This is a genomic window from Limnohabitans sp., assembly GCF_044361985.1.
In the GTDB taxonomy this organism is placed as follows: Bacteria; Pseudomonadota; Gammaproteobacteria; order Burkholderiales; family Burkholderiaceae_C; genus Limnohabitans_A.
In genome coordinates, this window is the sequence record NZ_JBIKHV010000057.1 from 1 (window position 1) to 16,317 (window position 16,317).

Genomic DNA, 16,317 nt, shown 5'->3' on the forward strand with positions numbered 1-16,317 from the left:
AAATACAAGCATATGGGACAAAAACTCAAGATCGCGGGCTGGATCAGCGTGGGCGCTTTGGCAGGGGCATTGACCACCGTGTCCCTGCAAACCGTGGCGCGCGGCAACATGGCCCCCTTGCCGCTCGAAGAGCTGCAGCAATTGGCGGCGGTTTTTGGCATGGTCAAGAGCGACTATGTCGAGCCTGTCGACGAAAAAAAGTTGATCACCGAAGCCATCTCCGGCATGGTCGCCAGCTTGGACCCCCACTCCCAGTATTTCGATAAAAAAAGCTTCAAAGAATTTTCTGAAGGCACCTCCGGCAAGTTTGTCGGTGTCGGCATCGAGATCAGCCAGGAAGACGGATTGGTCAAGGTCGTCTCTCCCATCGAAGGCTCTCCGGCCGACCGGGCGGGCCTGAAACCCAATGACCTGATCACCAAGATCGATGACACCCCAGTCAAGGGCCTGTCTCTGAACGAAGCCGTCAAGCGCATGCGCGGTGAGCCCCGAACCAAGGTGCTGCTGACCATCTTCCGCAAATCAGAAAACCGCAGCTTTCCGGTGACCATCGTGCGCGAAGAGATCAAGACCCAGTCGGTCAAGTCCAAGATCGTCGAGCCGGGTTACGGCTGGATTCGCGTGTCCCAGTTCCAGGAACGCACGGTGGACGACTTCGCCCGCAAGATCGAGGAAATGTACAAACAAGAGCCCCAGCTCAAAGGCCTGGTGCTTGACCTGCGCAATGACCCCGGGGGTCTGCTGGACGCGGCCGTGGCTTTGTCTGCTGCCTTCCTGCCTGAAAACGTCACTGTGGTCACCACCAATGGCCAGCTCGAAGAAAGCAAATTCACCTACAAAGCCACGCCCCAGTTCTGGCGTCGCAACAGCAGCAACGACCCCATTGCCCGCATGACCGCGGCCACGGGCGGTGCGCTGAAAAAAGTGCCTTTGGTGGTGCTGGTGAACGAAGGCTCGGCCTCGGCCAGCGAGATCGTCGCTGGCGCCTTGCAAGACTACAAGCGCGGCACCCTGATGGGCAGCCAGACCTTTGGCAAAGGCTCGGTGCAGACCGTGCGCCAGCTGGGGCCTGACACAGCGCTCAAGATCACCACCGCCCGCTACTACACGCCCAAAGGTCGTGCCATACAGGCCAAAGGCATCGTGCCCGAGGTGATGCTGGACGAAACTGAAAACGGCAACGTCTTCTCTGCTTTGCGCACCCGCGAAGCCGATCTGGAAAAACACCTCTCCAACGGCAAGGAAGCCGAAGAGAAGAAAGACCCAGCCCGCGAAAAAGCCCGTGAAGACGCGATCAAGAAGCTGGAAGAAGAATCCAAAAAGCCCGTGGCTGAACGGCGTTTGCCAGAGTTCGGCTCGGACAAGGACTTCCAGTTGATCCAGGCCCTGAACCAACTCAAAGGCCTGCCCGTCAAGGCCAGCACCACGCTGGCCGAGCGCAAGGTCGAAAAGAAAGAAGACTGAGCGCCATGGGTGACGCGCATGGATGACGTTCAGTTACTGCGCTATTCGCGGCACATCCTGCTCAACGAGCTGGGCATCGATGGCCAGGAAAAACTTCTCGCTTCGCATGCCCTGATCATCGGCGCGGGGGGGCTTGGCTCGCCCGTGAGTCTGTATTTGGGCAGCGCGGGCGTGGGTCACATCACGGTGGTCGACCACGACCACGTGGATGCCACCAACTTGCAGCGCCAGATTGCCCACACCCTCGACCGCGTGGGTCAATTCAAAGCCGAATCGGTGCGCACCGCCATTGCTCAGATCAACCCCGACGTGAGCGTGACGCCCATCACGCAACGCGCCGATGCGGCCACACTCGACACCCTGGTCGCGTGCGCCGATGTGGTGCTCGACTGCAGTGACAACTTCGAAACCCGCCAGGCCGTGAACCTGGCCTGCGTGCAACACCGCAAGCCGCTGGTCTCAGGTGCTGCCATCCGCATGGACGGGCAGGTCTCAGTGTTTGACACCACCCAGCCGGATGCACCCTGCTACGCCTGCATCTTCCCGCCCGACAACCTGCCCGAGGAAACCCGTTGCGCCACCATGGGCGTGTTCGCGCCGCTGGTGGGCATCATCGGCACGGTGCAAGCGGCCGAGGCCCTCAAAATATTGAGCGGCATGGGCAGCCACCTGGCCGGGCGTTTGCTGATGCTGGACGGCCGCGAACTGTCGTGGACCGACATTCGCATGCAACGCAACCCGGCTTGCCCGGTGTGCGCAGCGCACCGTTCTTGATTACCGCAAACCGTCAGCTGCCATGGCAAGTGCCATGGAATTTTCTGAACACAGGCGGTGACATGGCGGCCTCAGGTGCTGCAAATACACCCATTTTTTGCGTCTGGGCCTGTCGCTGCAAGCCCGCATAAGGGCCTTTGCCCGTGCGAAATCTGTACGCCCAGGCCATGCCGGAACGCACCATCTCAGCCCCCAGATCCACCCCGTCGACCGACAGACGTCCAACTTGCCGGCCATAGATATCCTGTCCGCGGTCGTCCACCTCAACCGACTTGCGCAGCGCCAGACGAATCATGGTATCCCGGGCTTGCGCGCCACCAGGCTGGCAGATTTCGGGGGCGTCAATGCCATCGATGCGCAACTTGACTGGCTCCAACTGGCCATGCCGCAGCAGCAGCACCGTGTCGCCATCCATCACCCAGCTGACCCAGCCTGTCCAGACCTCTGAAGCCTGAACACCCCAATGGCCTGACAAAGCCAGTACAAGCCAACAGCGGGCCCAGCATTTCATGCAACACCCTTGCCGCGTCGGCCCTGGCGGCGGTTGGCTTTGGGCAAGTCGGGGCTCAACTCGGCGAGCAAGGACTGAGCGCGCACTTGCAAACGCGCCAGCGCTTGGTCAAAACGCATGGCTTCATCCGTTTGCAGCGCACTCAAAATCTGGCTGTTGATGGCCTGCACTTGGGGCATCAAGTCCTCATAAATTTGTCGCCCTGCTGGCGTGAGGGATACCAGCGCACTGCGCCGGTCGTTGGCGGGAATCGTTCGCAGCACCAATTGCTTGTGCCCCAAGGCGGTCAGGGTGCGCGAGGTGCGTGCGCGGTCACGCTGCATGCGCTCAGCCAATGCGGAAGGCGGCAAGCCGCCGTTTTCATACAACTGAGCCACCACCGCCCACTCTCGCCGCGTGATGCCATAACCCCCTTCGCACAATCGCACCACCATGGCCCCCGCCACGCTCGACAAACGACCCAAGCGGTAAAGCAGCAGATCGTCGATCGACGCCAAACGTTGAGAGGGAGACAGCGACATCAGGGTTTTCCGGGGGGATGGTTGTTTAGATCAATTGTCGGTCAAGGCGCTACATTCTGACTTGATCAGCGTTTTCTACCAGGGGCCGCCCTGGTCCAACTTATCGGAGACTTTTCCCATGCCTACATCCCACCGAACAACCCGACGCATCACACGCCGCGCCTTGGGCCTGCTCGCCCTGTCATTGGCCGTGCTGTCGCCAGGCCTGCAGGCACAAGACAAAACCCCGTTGAAGATTGTGGTGGGTTTTCCACCGGGTGGTTCGGCCGACATTCTGGCCCGCATGGTGGCCGATGCACTGCGCGACGACTTTGGCACCATCGTCGTGGACAACAAACCCGGCGCGGGTGGGCGCATTGCCCTGAACGCCGTGAAAGCTGCAAAACCTGATGGCCAAACCGTGATCATCTTGCCCAGCGGCCCGATGGTGCTGTTCCCCCACGTTTACAAAAAGCTCGACTACGACGCCGTCAAGGACTTCACACCGGTCTCACAAATCGCACGCTTCCAGTTTGGCGTGGTCTCCGGCCCTGCCACCAATGTGAAAAGCGTGGCCGAGATGGTGGCCAAAGCTAAAAGCGAGCCCGGCAATGCCAGCTATGGCACACCCGGCGCAGGCACCTTGCCGCACTTCATGGGTGTGTTGATGGAGCAGTCTGCCGGCATCAGCCTGAACCACGTGCCCTTCCAGGGCGGCGCCCCAGCCAACAATGCCTTGCTGGGTGGCCACATCGGCTACAAGTTTGACGTGGTGTCCGAAACCGCCGAAATGCACCGGGCGGGCAAAGTGCGCATCATTGCCGTGACCGGCAGCCAGCGCGACCCACAAGTACCCGAGGTGCCCACCCTCAAAGAGTCGGGCATCAACATGGACGCCACCGCCTGGTTTGCCATGTACGGCCCCGCCGGCTTGAAGGGCGACGCCCTCACCCGCCTGGAAAAAGCCATGATGAGAATTGCCCGCGACCCGGCCATGAAAGACAAAATGCTCAAACTCGGCTACGAGCCAATCGGCTCCAGCTCAAGCGAGCTGGCAAGCGCACAAAAAGCCGATCTGACCCGCTGGGAAAAGCCCATCAAAGCCACGGGCGTACAGCTCGACTGAGAACCATCAGCCCATTTGGAGACGCCCATGCAAAAGTCTTTTTTCGCCGCTTTTTTGGCGGGCAGCCTGAGCCTGCTGATCAGCAGCAGCACCCTCGCCCAAAACGCCCCCTGGCCGAGCAAGCCCGTCAAATTCGTCAACAGCTGGCCGGCCGGTGGCCCGTCCGACGTCCTGGCAAGGGCCGTGGGGGATGTGCTGCAAAAGCAATTTGGTCAAGCTTTTGTGATCGACAACAAACCTGGCGCAGCAGGCGGCGTCGGGGCCGATCTGGTGGCCAAGTCCATGCCCGATGGTTACAGCTTACTGTGGGGCATTGACACCACCCACACCATCAACCCGCACATCTACAAGTCCCTGCCCTTCAAGGATACCGACCTCAAGCCACTGGTGGTGATCTCCAACTCCGGCTTGCTGCTGGGCGTACACCCCAGCACGGGCTACAAAACAATGAAGGACTTCATGCAGGCCGCACGCGATCGCAGCCTGAACTTCAGCTCTGGCGGCAATGGCTCACCCGGCCATCTGTGGGTCAACATGAGCAATGTGTCGACTGCAACGCGGCTGGTGCATGTGCCCTACCGGGGCAATTCGCCTGCGGTGATGGCCGTGGTTTCAGGCGAGGTCGAGGGCGGCACGCTGGCCACACCGGGCATGCTGCCGCAGGTCAAGGGCGGCAAGGTGACGGCCTTGGCGGTGACCAGCCGCAAACGTTCACGCCTGGCCCCTGATGTCCCCACTGTGGCCGAGGCCGGCTTCAAGGACCTGGAAAGCGAAGTGCTCTACGTGGTCATGGCCCCAGGCAATACGCCTGAGCCCCTGATGCAAACCATGGCCAAGGCCATCACCGATGCGTTGGCCCGCCCCGAGTTGCAAGCTCGCCTGAACGACCTTGACATGGCCTACGAAGGCCTGACCGGATCAGCCGCCAACGCCCGACTGCAAAAGCTCTCTGACCAATATGGCCGCGTGATTCGCGCCACTGGCATGAAGGTGGATTGACCCCCTCTGAACAACATTCATGACAGCGCCCTCCACCCCACGCCCCAACATCATCTTCATCGTGGCCGACGACCTCGGCTTTGCCGACCTCGGCTGCTACGGTGGCCGCGACGCCAAGTTCGGCCCCGTCTCGCCAGTGCTCGACCAACTGGCCGCAGCAGGCCTGAAGTTCACCCAGGGGTATTCCAACTCACCCGTGTGCTCACCCACCCGCTTTGCGCTCATGACGGCGCGCTACCAGTACCGCCTGCGTGGCGGTGCCGACGAGCCCATCAACAGCAAGAGCAAAGGCAGCAAGGTGCTGGGCCTACCGCCCGAGCACCCCACACTGCCCTCACTGCTCAAGGCCAGTGGCTACCGTACGGCGCTGATCGGCAAATGGCATCTGGGCTACCCGCCGCACTTCAGCCCCATCAAGTCGGGCTACGAAGAATTCTTCGGCCCCATGTCGGGCGGCGTGGACTACTTCACCCACTGCGCCTCCAGCGGTGCACACGATCTGTTCACTAATGAAGACGAGACGCCCGAAGACGGCTACCTGACCGACCTGATCTCGCACAAGGCTGTGGACTTTGTCCAGCGCATGGCCCCAGGTGCCAAGCAGGGCACCCCTTTCTTTTTGAGCCTGCACTACACCGCGCCGCACTGGCCTTGGGAAACCCGCGAAGACCACGCGCTGGCGCAAGAGGTCAAAGACAACCTGTTCCACCTGCATGGCGGCAACATCCACACCTACCACCGCATGATCCACCACATGGACGAAGGCATAGGCTGGGTGGTGGATGCGCTGAAAAAAACCGGGCAACTGGACAACACCTTGATCGTCTTCACCAGCGACAACGGCGGCGAACGTTTCAGCGACAACTGGCCGCTGGTGGGCGGTAAGATGGACCTGACCGAAGGCGGCATCCGCGTGCCGTGGATCGCGCACTGGCCCGCAGTGATTGCACCAGGGGGTACATCGGCCCAGCACTGCATGACCATGGACTGGTCCGCCACCCTGGTAACGCTGGCAGGCGCTCAAGCCGATGCCGACCATCCTTTTGACGGCGTGTCGCTGGCGCCCGTGCTGCGCGACGCGAAGCACCAGTTCGAACGGCCACTTTACTGGCGCATGAACCATCGGGGTCAGCGTGCACTGCGCATGGGCGAGTACAAATATTTACGGGTGGATGGCCACGATTATTTGTTCAATATTTCGGACGATGAACGCGAGCGGGCCAATCTGGCCAAGCACCAGCCCGAAAAGCTGCAAAGCCTGCGCGCTGCCTGGGAAGCCTGGGACGCCACGGTGCCCGCCATTCCCGAAGACGCCACCGTCAGCCTGGGCTACTCTGTCAAAGACATGCCACAACGCTGAAGCCCTGGCGGCTAAGATCGGGCATGCCTGACATGCAACGTTTTTTAACTTTCCGCCAGTGGCCTCGCCTGACCGCCCCACTGGCCCGCACCGAAGTGCTAGCGGGCCTGACAGTGGCGCTTGTCATGATTCCGCAAGCCGTGGCTTATGCGGGCCTGGCCGGCATGCCTTTGGTCACTGGTCTTTACACCTGCCTGATCCCCGCTTTGTTAGCGGTGCTTTTTGGCAGCGCCAACCGATTGTCGGTCGGTCCGGCCGCGTTGACTTGTGTGCTGATTGGGGCCTCGCTCACCGGCATGGCCGAACCCGGCTCGCCCGAATGGGTGGCGCTGGCGGTATGGTTATCGCTGTTGTCGGGGGCCATGCAGCTGCTGCTGGGTTTGGGCCATTACGGCTGGCTCATCAACCTGGTCAGCGCCCCGGTGATGACCGGCTTTACCCAAGCCGCATCCTTGCTGATCATGGCCTCGCAAGTGCCCGGCTTGTTGGGCCTGAAAGCCTGGAGCTGGAACCTGTCGACCTGGTCGTCTTGGCTGACCGACTGGCCCGCCCTGTTTGGCCTGTCCAGCTTGGCGGTACTGCTGTTGCTGCGTCAATTTAAGCCCCGCTGGCCCGGCATCATGATCGTCATGGGCATCGCCTCGGCCATCGCTTATGCCACCGATTACCAAAACCACGGCGCGGTGGTCGGCCTGCTGCCCTCGGGTCTGCCTGATTTTTACTGGCCGCAATGGCCTGGCCTGGACATGCTCAACCAGCTTTGGGTGCCCGCCATGGTGATCGCGCTGGTGAGCTTTCTGGAGACCGCTTCAAGTGCCCGCATCGAATGCCGCCGTGACAGCAAGCGCTGGGACGACAGCACCGAACTCTTCAGCCAAGGGCTGGCCAAATTGGCCTCGGCCTTCTCAGGCAGCTTTGCCACCAGCACCTCGTTTTCGCGCTCGGCCCTCATGCTGTATGCCGGGGCGCGTTCGGGCTGGGCCGTGGTGGCCTCGGTCGGCTTTGTGCTGCTGGCCTTGCTGATCCTCATGCCCGCGTTGCAATTTGTGCCCCGCTCGGTGATGTCGGCGGCCGTCATCGTGGCCGTGCTCAATTTGTTCCAGCCCCGCCAGTTTCTGAACCTCTGGCGCGTGGGCCGCATCGAGACCATGACGGCGGGCATCACCTTTGCCATGACCTTGTTGACCGCACCACGCATTTACTGGGGTGTGATGACCGGGGTGCTGGTGGGCCTGAGCCATTTTTTGCACACCCGTCTGCACCCGCGCATCATCGAAGTAGGCCTGCACCCCGATGGCAGCCTGCGCGACCGGCATCTGTGGAAACTGCCGCCCTTGGCTCCCCATCTTTACGCCCTGCGCATGGACGCTGAACTGGACTTTGCCGCTGCCAGCGAATTTGACCGGGCCATCACCGACCACTTGGCACGTCACCCCACTGTGTTGCATGTTTGCCTGTTTGCCCAACCCATCAACCGCATCGATGTCACGGGTGTGGAGACCTTTGGCCAACTGCATCGCCAACTGGCCAGCCGGGGCATCACCCTGCACATCAGCGGCATCAAGCTGCCAGTGGAGACCACCTTGCGCCGTGCTGGCGAGCTGGCCAGTGGCCCCTACCTCAAGCTTTACCGCACCGACGCCGAAGCCCTGCAGGCGCTGAAAGACCTGGACCCACTCCCCGCAGACATCGCCGCGGCCGCCATCTGATCTCAAGCCCCGACCAATGCCTCAGGCCAGCGCCTTTTCAAACTCCGACAAGCGCTTGTAGATCGAACGCAACTCGGTGATGTCGGTCCAGCGCTCGATCAGGTAAGAAAACGCGTCATTGACCTTGCCAAAAGCGTTGCTCACCTGCTGGATCACCCCCAGCGTGATCAAACCCGTGAACAGCGACGGCCCCATGAGCAAGTAGGGAAAAATCACCATCGTCTGGCTGTAAAAATTGCTCCACAAATGGAAGTAGGCGTAGTGGTTGAACAATCGAAAGTTGTTCAAGCGCACGCCTGTAAACAGGTTGAGTACCGTGGGCAAATCCATGCGACTGCGCTCATCTTCGGCATACACCAAATCCTTGCGCAACGCAGCCTCGGTGCGTTGGTTGTTGTACTCCAGTCCCGGCAGGCGGATGCCCACAAACCACGACAGCACCGTGCCCCCCACCGCCGTGACCAAGGCCACCCAAAACAGCGAGCCCTCAAACTGCAGCCACACAATGGCCATGCCTTTGGACAACAACCACAAAATCGGGATGAAAGACACCAAGGTGAGCACCGCCCGCACCAAGCCCAGCCCCAGGTTTTCGGTCTGACGGGCAAAACGCATGCAGTCTTCCTGAATGCGCTGCGAAGCGCCCTCCACCGTTGCGTCGGTGCGCTGCCAGCGCGGCAGGTACACCTCGGTCAGGGCCTGACGCCAACGAAATGCGTAGTGCGAGGCCAGATAAGTTTCCAGGCTGCGCAGCAACATGTAAGGAAAAGCGATCCACGCAAACTGCAGCATGAAGCCCCAGAACTTCTCGACCCCGCCCGCCTGCTCGGGCTTTTGCAACAAGTCATAGAACTCGCCGTACCAGGTGTTGAGCTTCACGGTCTGCTGCACCGTGATGAAGACCATTGCCACCAGCACCAGCAAACCACCCCAAGCCCACAAAGCCCAACGACGCGAAAGAAAAAAACTGCGAAACATCGGCTCAAGCCTCTTTCGGGTTGACGTCATCCACCGTCACGGTGTCAAAGTCGGCAGGCAGCACCACCTCCAACAACTCAACATCATGGCTGTGCCCCAACTCACGGTGGCGGATTTCGGGCGGTTGGTGCACGCACGAGCCAGCCTCAAGCCGAACAACACCCTGCCCTTCGTACTCAAACTCGATCCAGCCCTTGAGCACATAGACCAGCTGAAACTGCGTTTTGTGAAGATGGGGCTGACTGGAAAATTCATGGCTGCCAGCAGCGCGAATCACGCTGGCCGTCACACGCCCACCGGTCGCTGCCTTCATGCCCAGATCGCGGTACTCAAAAAAGGAACGCAGCCCTTTCTCGAACAGTGCATCCTTGGCGTGGGTCACCACAAAACCTTGTGTTGTCATTTGTATTTCCTTGGCACAAACCAGCGCATCACTGAATGGAGCTGAGCTATCGTAACGCGATGTGCCAAGCATGCCCTGATGCAAAAACCCGAAGCTCGGGGTAACTTTTTTGGCATCAAGCCAAAACAAGGCCGCTTGAAAATCACAACCGCCTCAAGACGTGACGATCCACCCCTCCAGCGGGTCACATGGTGGCAAGCCGTATTGCGGGTGACCGGTTGTGTGTTGTTGCTGCGCCCAGGCCGCTTGCATCAGGCACAGGGTGGCATCCAGCGCGTCGCCGCTGGCATCGTCAGCCAGGCGACCCAGCAGGGCATTGCTGGCCACCAAACGCAGGCCCAGGCGGGTCTGCCCGCGCTCCAGCGCACCGAGCAACTCGCGACGTGCCAGCAGGCGTTCGGGGGTTTGCTTGGATTTGTCATCGCTTTTGTAGCTGCGGTTGCCCAGCAACTCGCGCGCCAGCAAGCCAGGGTAAGCCTCCAACGCCACGCGGCGGGTATCACCGTTTTGCAAACCCGGCAAATGCACACCCGCTTGACGGAGCAAAGGCACCCCGGCGTGCAGCATGTAGGCCACGGGCGGGTTGACCCATTTCATGGAAGGGCTTGAACCTGCGGGCCGGTCGGCAGCACGGTGCGCAAACTTGCCACCCACCGGCCGGGCGTTGCAAAAGGCGGCAAACTGATCGCGAATTGCGCTGCGCTCCAGCGCGCAGTAGTGGTCCATGCAGGCGGCCCATTCGGTGGGCCAGCCCAGTGTCTCGACCAGCTCGCGCGGCAAGCCAAAGGGCAAATCAAAACCACCCACCCAATCGGCGGGCTGCGTTAACCAGTCGCCAAAGGCCTCGAGTGTTTCAAAGCTTTGCAATGCTTGCAATTGCACCCTGCCCTGACGGGCCTGGCCCAGCGCCAGCACGATGGGTTTGCGCTTGCTGGGGCTGCTGGAAAAGTCGCAGCCGATGAGCTGCATCGGCTCAGGCGCGCCCGATGATCGAAGCGGTGGCCATCAACTCTTCGAGCAAGGCCAGCGAGACTTTGCCCGACACGTTGTAAGGGTCCAGTTCGGCACGCTCAGAATATTTGAGCAGGATATTGGTGTTGACCCGCGAGGTGTCCACCTGACCCATGGTCCAGCCACCAAAGCGGCGCTCTGAAATCTCTTCGTAATGCAGCAAGACCACCTCTTTGTGGCGTGGGTCTTTCTGGATATGACCGTACAGATCGCTCACCGCCTGGCGCCCGCCTTCGATGGCTTGCAAGAAGATGCCACCGCCGTAGCAAAGGATGCCGGTGATGCCCGTGCTGGGGTTGAACTGGCGGGAATGGGCCAGAATCGAATCGATGGTTTCGGGCCGGGGATCAACCGTGCGGCTGGCGTAAAGCAGGCGTACCAACATGGTTCAGCTCCTTCCGGGAATCAAGGCTAAAAATTCACGACGCAAGTTGACGTCTTTCAGGAATGCACCGCGCATGACCGAATTGATCATCTTGCTGTCCATGTCTTTCACACCGCGCCAACCCATGCAGTAGTGGCTGGCTTCCATGACGATGGCCAGGCCATCGGGCTGGGTTTTACGCTGGATCAGGTCGGCCAGTTGCACCACGGCTTCTTCCTGAATCTGGGGCCGGCCCATGATCCATTCGGCCAGGCGAGCGTACTTAGACAGGCCAATCACGTTGGTGTGCTCGTTGGGCATGACCCCGATCCAGATCTTGCCGATCACCGGGCAAAAGTGGTGGCTGCAGGCACTGCGCACGGTGATGGGGCCAACGATCATCAGCTCATTCAGGTGCTCGGCATTGGGGAATTCAGTGATCTCGGGGCCTTCTGTGTAGCGACCCTTGAACACTTCCTTCAGGTACATCTTGGCCACACGGCGGGCAGTGTCGCCCGTGTTGTGGTCGTTCACGGTGTCGATCACCAGGCTGTCAAGCACGCCGGCCATCTTGTCCGTGACTTCGTCCAGCAACTTTTCCAACTCGCCGGGCTGAATGAACTCGGCAATGTTGTCATTGGCATGGAAACGTTTGCGGGCTGCGTGGATGCGTTCGCGGATCTTCACGGAAACAGGAACGCCTTCGTCTTCGGGCGTGGCGGCAGAAGCAGTCATGGCGTCTGGGGCATTGATAAACATGGCTGGGATCGTAACAGTGATTAAAGACTCTGCTCCAGCTGCGTCATAAGGCCCATGTCGGTCGGGGGTTGATACCGGTCAATAGCGGTTACCGGTCAAAAACAAGGCCAAACGCATCAAACCAAACGCCACCCGGTCACGCAGCCTTTGGTGCCAGGGCCTCTGGGTGTAAACCGCAGCCACCACCGGGGTGCTTTGTTGCTCAATGGCCATGTGCAAACGCTGGTACAACTGCTGCGCAAAGGCTTTGTCAGCCACCACCACATTGGCCTCACGCGCCAGCAGCAAGCTGAGTGGGTCCAGATTGGACGAGCCCACTGTGGCCCAGGGCCGCTCGTTGTGTGGGTCGATCACAGCCACTTTGGCGTGCAAAAAACTGGCTTTGTACTCGTGAATTTCGATGCCCGCCGCCAGCAGCACGCCATAAACCGGGCGGGCAGCGTGGTATTGCATGAAGTATTCATAGCGCCCCTGCAGCAGCAAACGCACCCGAACCCCTCTTTGCGCAGCATGAATCAAGGCTTTGCGCAGACGGCGGCCTGGCAAAAAATAAGCGTTGGCAATGACGATTTCATGCCGGGCAAGGCCGATGGCTTTCAGGTATGCACGCTCGATTTGGCTGCGGTTCAAGACATTGTCCCGCAGCAGCAGCCCAGCCTTGGCCACCAGGTGCGCTTCAAAGGCATGGGCGTCTTGCTGCGCCCAGGGCAAATGCAGGCCAGCTACCCTGAAGGAGCTGAAAGCCTGTGGAAACTGTTGCTCCCTAACATGACGCACGCCCTGAATGCGCCACCAAAGCTGCGACATCGTTTGCTGCATTTGCTGCACCAAAGCGCCACGTGCGCACACTGCAAAATCAAGCCGGGGCTGATGCAAGGCGCCGTGGTGCGGGTCGTACCAGTCGTCCAGAATATTGATGCCGCCACAAAAAGCCAAGTGCCCATCGATCACGCACAGTTTGCGGTGCAGGCGCCGCCAGCGGCTGGGGATCAACAAGCCCCAAGTGCCCAGTGGCGAGTAAACGCGCCAGTCGACTCCGGCACGTTCAAAGCGCTCACGCCATTCGGGCGGCAGACCAGGGGTGCCCACCCCGTCCACCACCACCCAAACACGCAGGCCCCGCAAGGCGGCCCGCTCCAAGGCCTCAGCCACCATGGCGGCTGCGCCATGAAAGTCAAAAATATAGGTTTCGATCTGCACTTGCGAGCGCGCCTGCTCCAGCGCCGCCACCAGCGATTCAAAATACGCTTGGCCACCCTCAATCAAGCGGATTTGGTGACCATCGCGCAAGGCTGGGCTGTGCCGCATGCTCAGTCCGGCCAGGCAAACTCGGCCACCAGGGGCAGATGATCAGACATGCGCTGCCAAATGCGCCCCGACGGGGCCATGGCATGGACCGGTGTCAGGCCACGTGCATAGACATGGTCAAGCTGGTTCAAGGGCAGACGCGAGGGGAAAGTGGGTGTGGGCTGCTCTCGCCATTCGCGAAAACCAGCGCCCGCCATGCGCCGCCCCAGGCCCGTGCCCCAGTCATTGAAATCGCCCGCCACCAACACCGGCGCCTCAGCTGGGATGGTCCGGTCAACAAAGGCCAGTAACTGCGCCAACTGGCGCACCCGGCTAGCGGGCACCAGCCCCAGGTGCACCACGATCACATGCAGCATGCGGTCGTCCACTTGGACTTCGGTGTGCAACATACCGCGCTGCTCAAATCGATGGTCCGAAATGTCTTGATGCTGGTGCGACAGCACGGGCCAGCGCGACAGCAAGGCATTGCCATGTTCACCATGGCGGGTGATGGCGTTGGTTCGGTAAACCGACGCATAGCCTTCAGGGGCCAGGTAGTCGGCCTGCGGTTGGCTGGGCCAGTGAGAGAAATATTTTTCTTCTCGGCGGTGCATGAGGCGCACCTCTTGCAGGCACACGATGTCGGCATCGAGCTGCTCTACCGCATGGCCCAGGTTGTGAATTTCCAGACGCCGCGCAGGCCAAATCCCCTGCACACCCTTGTGGATGTTATAGGTCGCCACGCGCAGGATGGGGTGTTCTGGTCGCTGGGGCATCAACGGCCGATCAGGTTGGTAAAACGGGGCAACATCAAAATGGCCTCGGCATTCGACGGTGAAAAACAATGGTCTGCCGCCGCCTGCCAATCCAGCCATTGCCAGTCGGTGTGCTCGGCTGGGCTCAGGCTGATGGGCGTTTTTTCAGGCACACGCAGTCCGAACACGCGCTCGGTGTTGCGACTCACCTGGGGATCGTAGCGCCAGCGCCAGGCCGGGTAAATGTCGTAGACGTTTTCGAGCTGCCAATCTTCTAGCCGACACAGGGGATGCGTTGCATCGATGCCGGTTTCTTCTTGCACCTCACGCACGGCGGTGGTGGTCCAGCTTTCGTCCAGGTGGTCCTTGCTGCCCGTGACGGATTGCCAGGTGCCCACGTCAGTGCGCCGAATCAGCAAGACTTGGCCACTGGGGGTGTAGATCACCACCAGCACAGATTGGGGAATTTTGTAAATTATTGAAGTCACACGAACATTCTAGGTACACCCGGCCTTGCTAGGATTGAGCCATGTCGTCATCACCCACCCCCACATCGCCTTTTTTGCTGCAAGCCCACAACCTCAGTGGCGGGCCAGGCGGCCAAGCGGTCTTTAAACCCTTGAACTTTTCCTGGCCTGCGGGCCTGAACTGGGTGTGTGGCGATGAAGGCCGCGGCAAAACCACCCTGCTGCGGTTGTTGGCGGGTAATTTGAAGCCACTGAGCGGCAGGGTGGAAACACCGCCCGGTGGCGTCTTTTGGCTTGATCTGCAGGGCGCCGTGCACGACGAAACCACGGTACAAGCCTGCTGGGACAGCCTGAAGCCGCATTACCCCCACTGGAACAGCGCCCTGCTGCAAGACTTGTCAGAAGCCCTCAGCATGGCGCCGCATCGCCAGAAAAGGCTGAATATGCTGTCAACAGGCAGCCGTCGCAAAGTGATGCTGGTCGCGGCCTTGGCCTCAGGCGCAGCCGTGACCTTGCTCGACCAAGCCTTTGTCTCACTTGACCAGGTGTCCATTCGCCTCATCAAGGACTTTTTGTCGGAAGCAGCCAGCCAGCAAGACCGTGCCTGGATCGTCGCCGACTATGAGGCGCCTGAAGACCTGACACTGGCCAGCGTGCTCGAGCTTTGAGTTCAGTGCCGTAACTGCTTAAAAATTAACGCCAATTACCAGCCCTTGAGTGACCTACCCGGCGCCCAACACATCCCCACATGGAATTCGCCGCCCAGCGCCTCAGGGTGTAAAAACCGCAAATTCACCCGATATCACCCAAGTTTTGGCACAAAACACAACAGATGGAAGGCTGGATATCCAAAAAAAAACTTTTTTTCTGTCTATGCCCCATAATCTATTGTGTGCACGTTTAAAAACGTCACAAGTCAGGTGATCGGTCAGTTTCGCGCGCTACGGCGGCACTTTTCAGGTTTGTTGTGCTTTCGGGACCCCATCGCTTTGTTTTTTGTGTTTTTCAGGAGTCCCGCATGGGCAATAAACTTTACGTCGGCAACCTGCCGTACACCGTTCGCGATGAAGACCTGCAACAGGCTTTCGGCGAATTCGGCGCCATCACCAGCGCAAAAGTCATGATGGAACGCGACACAGGTCGCTCCAAAGGCTTTGGCTTTGTTGAAATGGGCAGCGATGCCGAAGCGCAAGCCGCAATCGCCGGCATGAATGGCCAGTCTTTGGGCGGCCGCAGCATCACTGTTAACGAAGCCCGTCCGATGGAAGCTCGTCCTCCACGTACTGGCGGTTTCGGTGGTGGTGGTGGTGGCGGCGGTTACGGCGGTGGCGGTGATCGCTCCGGCGGTGGCGGCTACGGCGGTGGCGGTGGCGGTGGCGGTGGTCGCTCCGGCGGCGGCGGCTACGGTGGTGGTGGCGATCGCTCCGGCGGTGGCGGCTACGGCGGTGGCGGCGGCGGACGCGGCGGCTACTAAGCCCTGTAAACCCCGTCAGCGGCAGAGATGCCGCTGCACAATTTTTGGCCTGGCTCCATGCCGGGTACAAGCATCAAAGGCTTCCAGACTTCAGTCTAGAGGCCTTTTTTGTGGGCGCTCATTGCCAGACATCCCGGCAGTGCTGAGACATGCTGTGTGGGATCGCCTGCGTGAGGCCCAGCACGAGTTTTCAGGCAGCCAAGCGCGGGCAGCACAAAAAACAACGCCACCCGAAGGTGGCGTTAGGCTGAGCGGTGCAGCGCCGATCAGGCTGCTTTGACGGCGTCTGGGGTGCGCAAGCGGATGTGCAATTCGCGCAACTGCTTTTCGTCCACAGGGCTGGGTGCCTGGGTCAACAGGCACTGGGCACGCTGTG

18 protein-coding genes are annotated in these 16,317 nt (G+C 60.4%); 8 read left to right on the forward strand and 10 right to left on the reverse strand.

Annotated features, from left to right (window positions below; genetic code table 11):
- The first annotated feature begins 12 nt into the window (after nt 1-12).
- Both ACIQ3A_RS10235 and ACIQ3A_RS10240 read left to right on the forward strand, forming a co-directional pair.
- Entirely contained in the window at nt 13-1,464 is a 1,452-nt protein-coding gene (locus ACIQ3A_RS10235) for a S41 family peptidase (RefSeq protein ID WP_396431656.1), read from the forward strand.
- Nucleotides 1,465-1,482: 18 nt separating this feature from the next.
- The gene (locus tag ACIQ3A_RS10240) at nt 1,483-2,238 is read left to right on the forward strand and encodes a HesA/MoeB/ThiF family protein (RefSeq protein WP_396431639.1); all 756 of its coding nucleotides are present in this window, start codon (nt 1,483-1,485) and stop codon (nt 2,236-2,238) included.
- Between the two features lie 13 nt (nt 2,239-2,251).
- Here the strand turns inward: ACIQ3A_RS10240 and ACIQ3A_RS10245 are convergent, their stop codons facing one another.
- Nucleotides 2,252-2,749 (reverse strand): thermonuclease family protein, encoded by a 498-nt coding sequence (locus tag ACIQ3A_RS10245; protein WP_396431640.1) that lies wholly within the window; start codon nt 2,747-2,749, stop codon nt 2,252-2,254.
- A complete protein-coding gene (locus ACIQ3A_RS10250; protein ID WP_396431641.1) occupies nt 2,746-3,270 on the reverse strand; it encodes a MarR family transcriptional regulator in 525 nt (174 codons plus the stop codon). Before ACIQ3A_RS10250 ends, ACIQ3A_RS10245 begins: the two co-directional genes overlap by 4 nt.
- A 118-nt stretch (nt 3,271-3,388) precedes the next feature.
- On the opposite strand from ACIQ3A_RS10250, the gene ACIQ3A_RS10255 reads away from it, so the two are divergent.
- The 4 genes from ACIQ3A_RS10255 to ACIQ3A_RS10270 are packed head-to-tail and all read left to right on the forward strand — an operon-like array spanning nt 3,389 to nt 8,443.
- On the forward strand, nt 3,389-4,375 hold the full coding sequence (locus tag ACIQ3A_RS10255; protein WP_396431642.1) for a Bug family tripartite tricarboxylate transporter substrate binding protein: 987 nt from the start codon (nt 3,389-3,391) through the stop codon (nt 4,373-4,375).
- 27 nt (nt 4,376-4,402) lie between these two features.
- A complete protein-coding gene (locus tag ACIQ3A_RS10260; protein ID WP_396431643.1) occupies nt 4,403-5,374 on the forward strand; it encodes a Bug family tripartite tricarboxylate transporter substrate binding protein in 972 nt (323 codons plus the stop codon).
- A gap of 19 nt (nt 5,375-5,393) precedes the next feature.
- Nucleotides 5,394-6,734 (forward strand): sulfatase, encoded by a 1,341-nt coding sequence (locus ACIQ3A_RS10265; RefSeq protein ID WP_396431644.1) that lies wholly within the window; start codon nt 5,394-5,396, stop codon nt 6,732-6,734.
- 23 nt (nt 6,735-6,757) lie between these two features.
- A complete protein-coding gene (locus tag ACIQ3A_RS10270; protein ID WP_396431645.1) occupies nt 6,758-8,443 on the forward strand; it encodes a SulP family inorganic anion transporter in 1,686 nt (561 codons plus the stop codon).
- A gap of 21 nt (nt 8,444-8,464) precedes the next feature.
- On the opposite strand, the gene ACIQ3A_RS10275 is transcribed toward ACIQ3A_RS10270, so the two are convergent.
- From ACIQ3A_RS10275 to nudB, 8 genes are all read right to left on the reverse strand, one after another.
- On the reverse strand, nt 8,465-9,421 hold the full coding sequence (locus ACIQ3A_RS10275; protein ID WP_396431646.1) for a putative transporter: 957 nt from the start codon (nt 9,419-9,421) through the stop codon (nt 8,465-8,467).
- 4 nt (nt 9,422-9,425) lie between these two features.
- Nucleotides 9,426-9,824, reverse strand: a complete 399-nt coding sequence (locus ACIQ3A_RS10280) for a cupin domain-containing protein (RefSeq protein ID WP_396431647.1) — start codon at nt 9,822-9,824, stop codon at nt 9,426-9,428.
- Nucleotides 9,825-9,977: 153 nt separating this feature from the next.
- Nucleotides 9,978-10,793, reverse strand: a complete 816-nt coding sequence (locus ACIQ3A_RS10285; protein WP_396431648.1) for a DUF429 domain-containing protein — start codon at nt 10,791-10,793, stop codon at nt 9,978-9,980.
- Between the two features lie 4 nt (nt 10,794-10,797).
- Nucleotides 10,798-11,220, reverse strand: a complete 423-nt coding sequence (locus ACIQ3A_RS10290; RefSeq protein ID WP_396431649.1) for a BLUF domain-containing protein — start codon at nt 11,218-11,220, stop codon at nt 10,798-10,800.
- 3 nt (nt 11,221-11,223) lie between these two features.
- On the reverse strand, nt 11,224-11,934 hold the full coding sequence (gene folE, locus ACIQ3A_RS10295; RefSeq protein WP_396431650.1) for a GTP cyclohydrolase I: 711 nt from the start codon (nt 11,932-11,934) through the stop codon (nt 11,224-11,226).
- A 102-nt stretch (nt 11,935-12,036) separates the two neighbouring features.
- Nucleotides 12,037-13,266: a cardiolipin synthase ClsB gene (gene clsB, locus ACIQ3A_RS10300; RefSeq protein WP_396431651.1), complete on the reverse strand. Its 1,230-nt coding sequence runs from the start codon at nt 13,264-13,266 to the stop codon at nt 12,037-12,039.
- 2 nt (nt 13,267-13,268) lie between these two features.
- A complete protein-coding gene (locus tag ACIQ3A_RS10305) occupies nt 13,269-14,021 on the reverse strand; it encodes an endonuclease/exonuclease/phosphatase family protein (RefSeq protein ID WP_396431652.1) in 753 nt (250 codons plus the stop codon).
- Nucleotides 14,021-14,488, reverse strand: a complete 468-nt coding sequence (gene nudB / locus ACIQ3A_RS10310; protein WP_396431653.1) for a dihydroneopterin triphosphate diphosphatase — start codon at nt 14,486-14,488, stop codon at nt 14,021-14,023. The genes ACIQ3A_RS10305 and nudB overlap by 1 nt, the downstream gene beginning before the upstream one ends.
- Nucleotides 14,489-14,529: 41 nt before the next feature.
- Between nudB and ACIQ3A_RS10315 the strand changes: the two genes are divergently transcribed.
- Together ACIQ3A_RS10315 and ACIQ3A_RS10320 are read left to right on the forward strand one after the other, a co-directional pair.
- Nucleotides 14,530-15,135, forward strand: coding sequence for an ATP-binding cassette domain-containing protein (locus tag ACIQ3A_RS10315; protein ID WP_396431654.1), 606 nt, complete (start codon nt 14,530-14,532; stop codon nt 15,133-15,135).
- Between the two features lie 350 nt (nt 15,136-15,485).
- Entirely contained in the window at nt 15,486-15,941 is a 456-nt protein-coding gene (locus tag ACIQ3A_RS10320) for an RNA recognition motif domain-containing protein (protein WP_396431655.1), read from the forward strand.
- Nucleotides 15,942-16,317: the final 376 nt, after the last annotated feature.

Excerpts from the sequence above, each read along its gene's own strand:
- ACIQ3A_RS10235 (WP_396431656.1), top strand. The coding sequence starts at position 13 with ATGGGACAAAAACTCAAGATCGCGGGCTGGATCAGCGTGGGCGCTTTG.
- ACIQ3A_RS10240 (WP_396431639.1), top strand. The coding sequence starts at position 1,483 with ATGGATGACGTTCAGTTACTGCGCTATTCGCGGCACATCCTGCTCAAC.
- ACIQ3A_RS10245 (WP_396431640.1), bottom strand. The coding sequence starts at position 2,749 with ATGAAATGCTGGGCCCGCTGTTGGCTTGTACTGGCTTTGTCAGGCCAT.
- ACIQ3A_RS10250 (WP_396431641.1), bottom strand. The coding sequence starts at position 3,270 with ATGTCGCTGTCTCCCTCTCAACGTTTGGCGTCGATCGACGATCTGCTG.
- ACIQ3A_RS10255 (WP_396431642.1), top strand. The coding sequence starts at position 3,389 with ATGCCTACATCCCACCGAACAACCCGACGCATCACACGCCGCGCCTTG.
- ACIQ3A_RS10260 (WP_396431643.1), top strand. The coding sequence starts at position 4,403 with ATGCAAAAGTCTTTTTTCGCCGCTTTTTTGGCGGGCAGCCTGAGCCTG.
- ACIQ3A_RS10265 (WP_396431644.1), top strand. The coding sequence starts at position 5,394 with ATGACAGCGCCCTCCACCCCACGCCCCAACATCATCTTCATCGTGGCC.
- ACIQ3A_RS10270 (WP_396431645.1), top strand. The coding sequence starts at position 6,758 with ATGCCTGACATGCAACGTTTTTTAACTTTCCGCCAGTGGCCTCGCCTG.
- ACIQ3A_RS10275 (WP_396431646.1), bottom strand. The coding sequence starts at position 9,421 with ATGTTTCGCAGTTTTTTTCTTTCGCGTCGTTGGGCTTTGTGGGCTTGG.
- ACIQ3A_RS10280 (WP_396431647.1), bottom strand. The coding sequence starts at position 9,824 with ATGACAACACAAGGTTTTGTGGTGACCCACGCCAAGGATGCACTGTTC.
- ACIQ3A_RS10285 (WP_396431648.1), bottom strand. The coding sequence starts at position 10,793 with ATGCAGCTCATCGGCTGCGACTTTTCCAGCAGCCCCAGCAAGCGCAAA.
- ACIQ3A_RS10290 (WP_396431649.1), bottom strand. The coding sequence starts at position 11,220 with ATGTTGGTACGCCTGCTTTACGCCAGCCGCACGGTTGATCCCCGGCCC.
- folE (WP_396431650.1), bottom strand. The coding sequence starts at position 11,934 with ATGACTGCTTCTGCCGCCACGCCCGAAGACGAAGGCGTTCCTGTTTCC.
- clsB (WP_396431651.1), bottom strand. The coding sequence starts at position 13,266 with ATGCGGCACAGCCCAGCCTTGCGCGATGGTCACCAAATCCGCTTGATT.
- ACIQ3A_RS10305 (WP_396431652.1), bottom strand. The coding sequence starts at position 14,021 with ATGCCCCAGCGACCAGAACACCCCATCCTGCGCGTGGCGACCTATAAC.
- ACIQ3A_RS10315 (WP_396431654.1), top strand. The coding sequence starts at position 14,530 with ATGTCGTCATCACCCACCCCCACATCGCCTTTTTTGCTGCAAGCCCAC.
- ACIQ3A_RS10320 (WP_396431655.1), top strand. The coding sequence starts at position 15,486 with ATGGGCAATAAACTTTACGTCGGCAACCTGCCGTACACCGTTCGCGAT.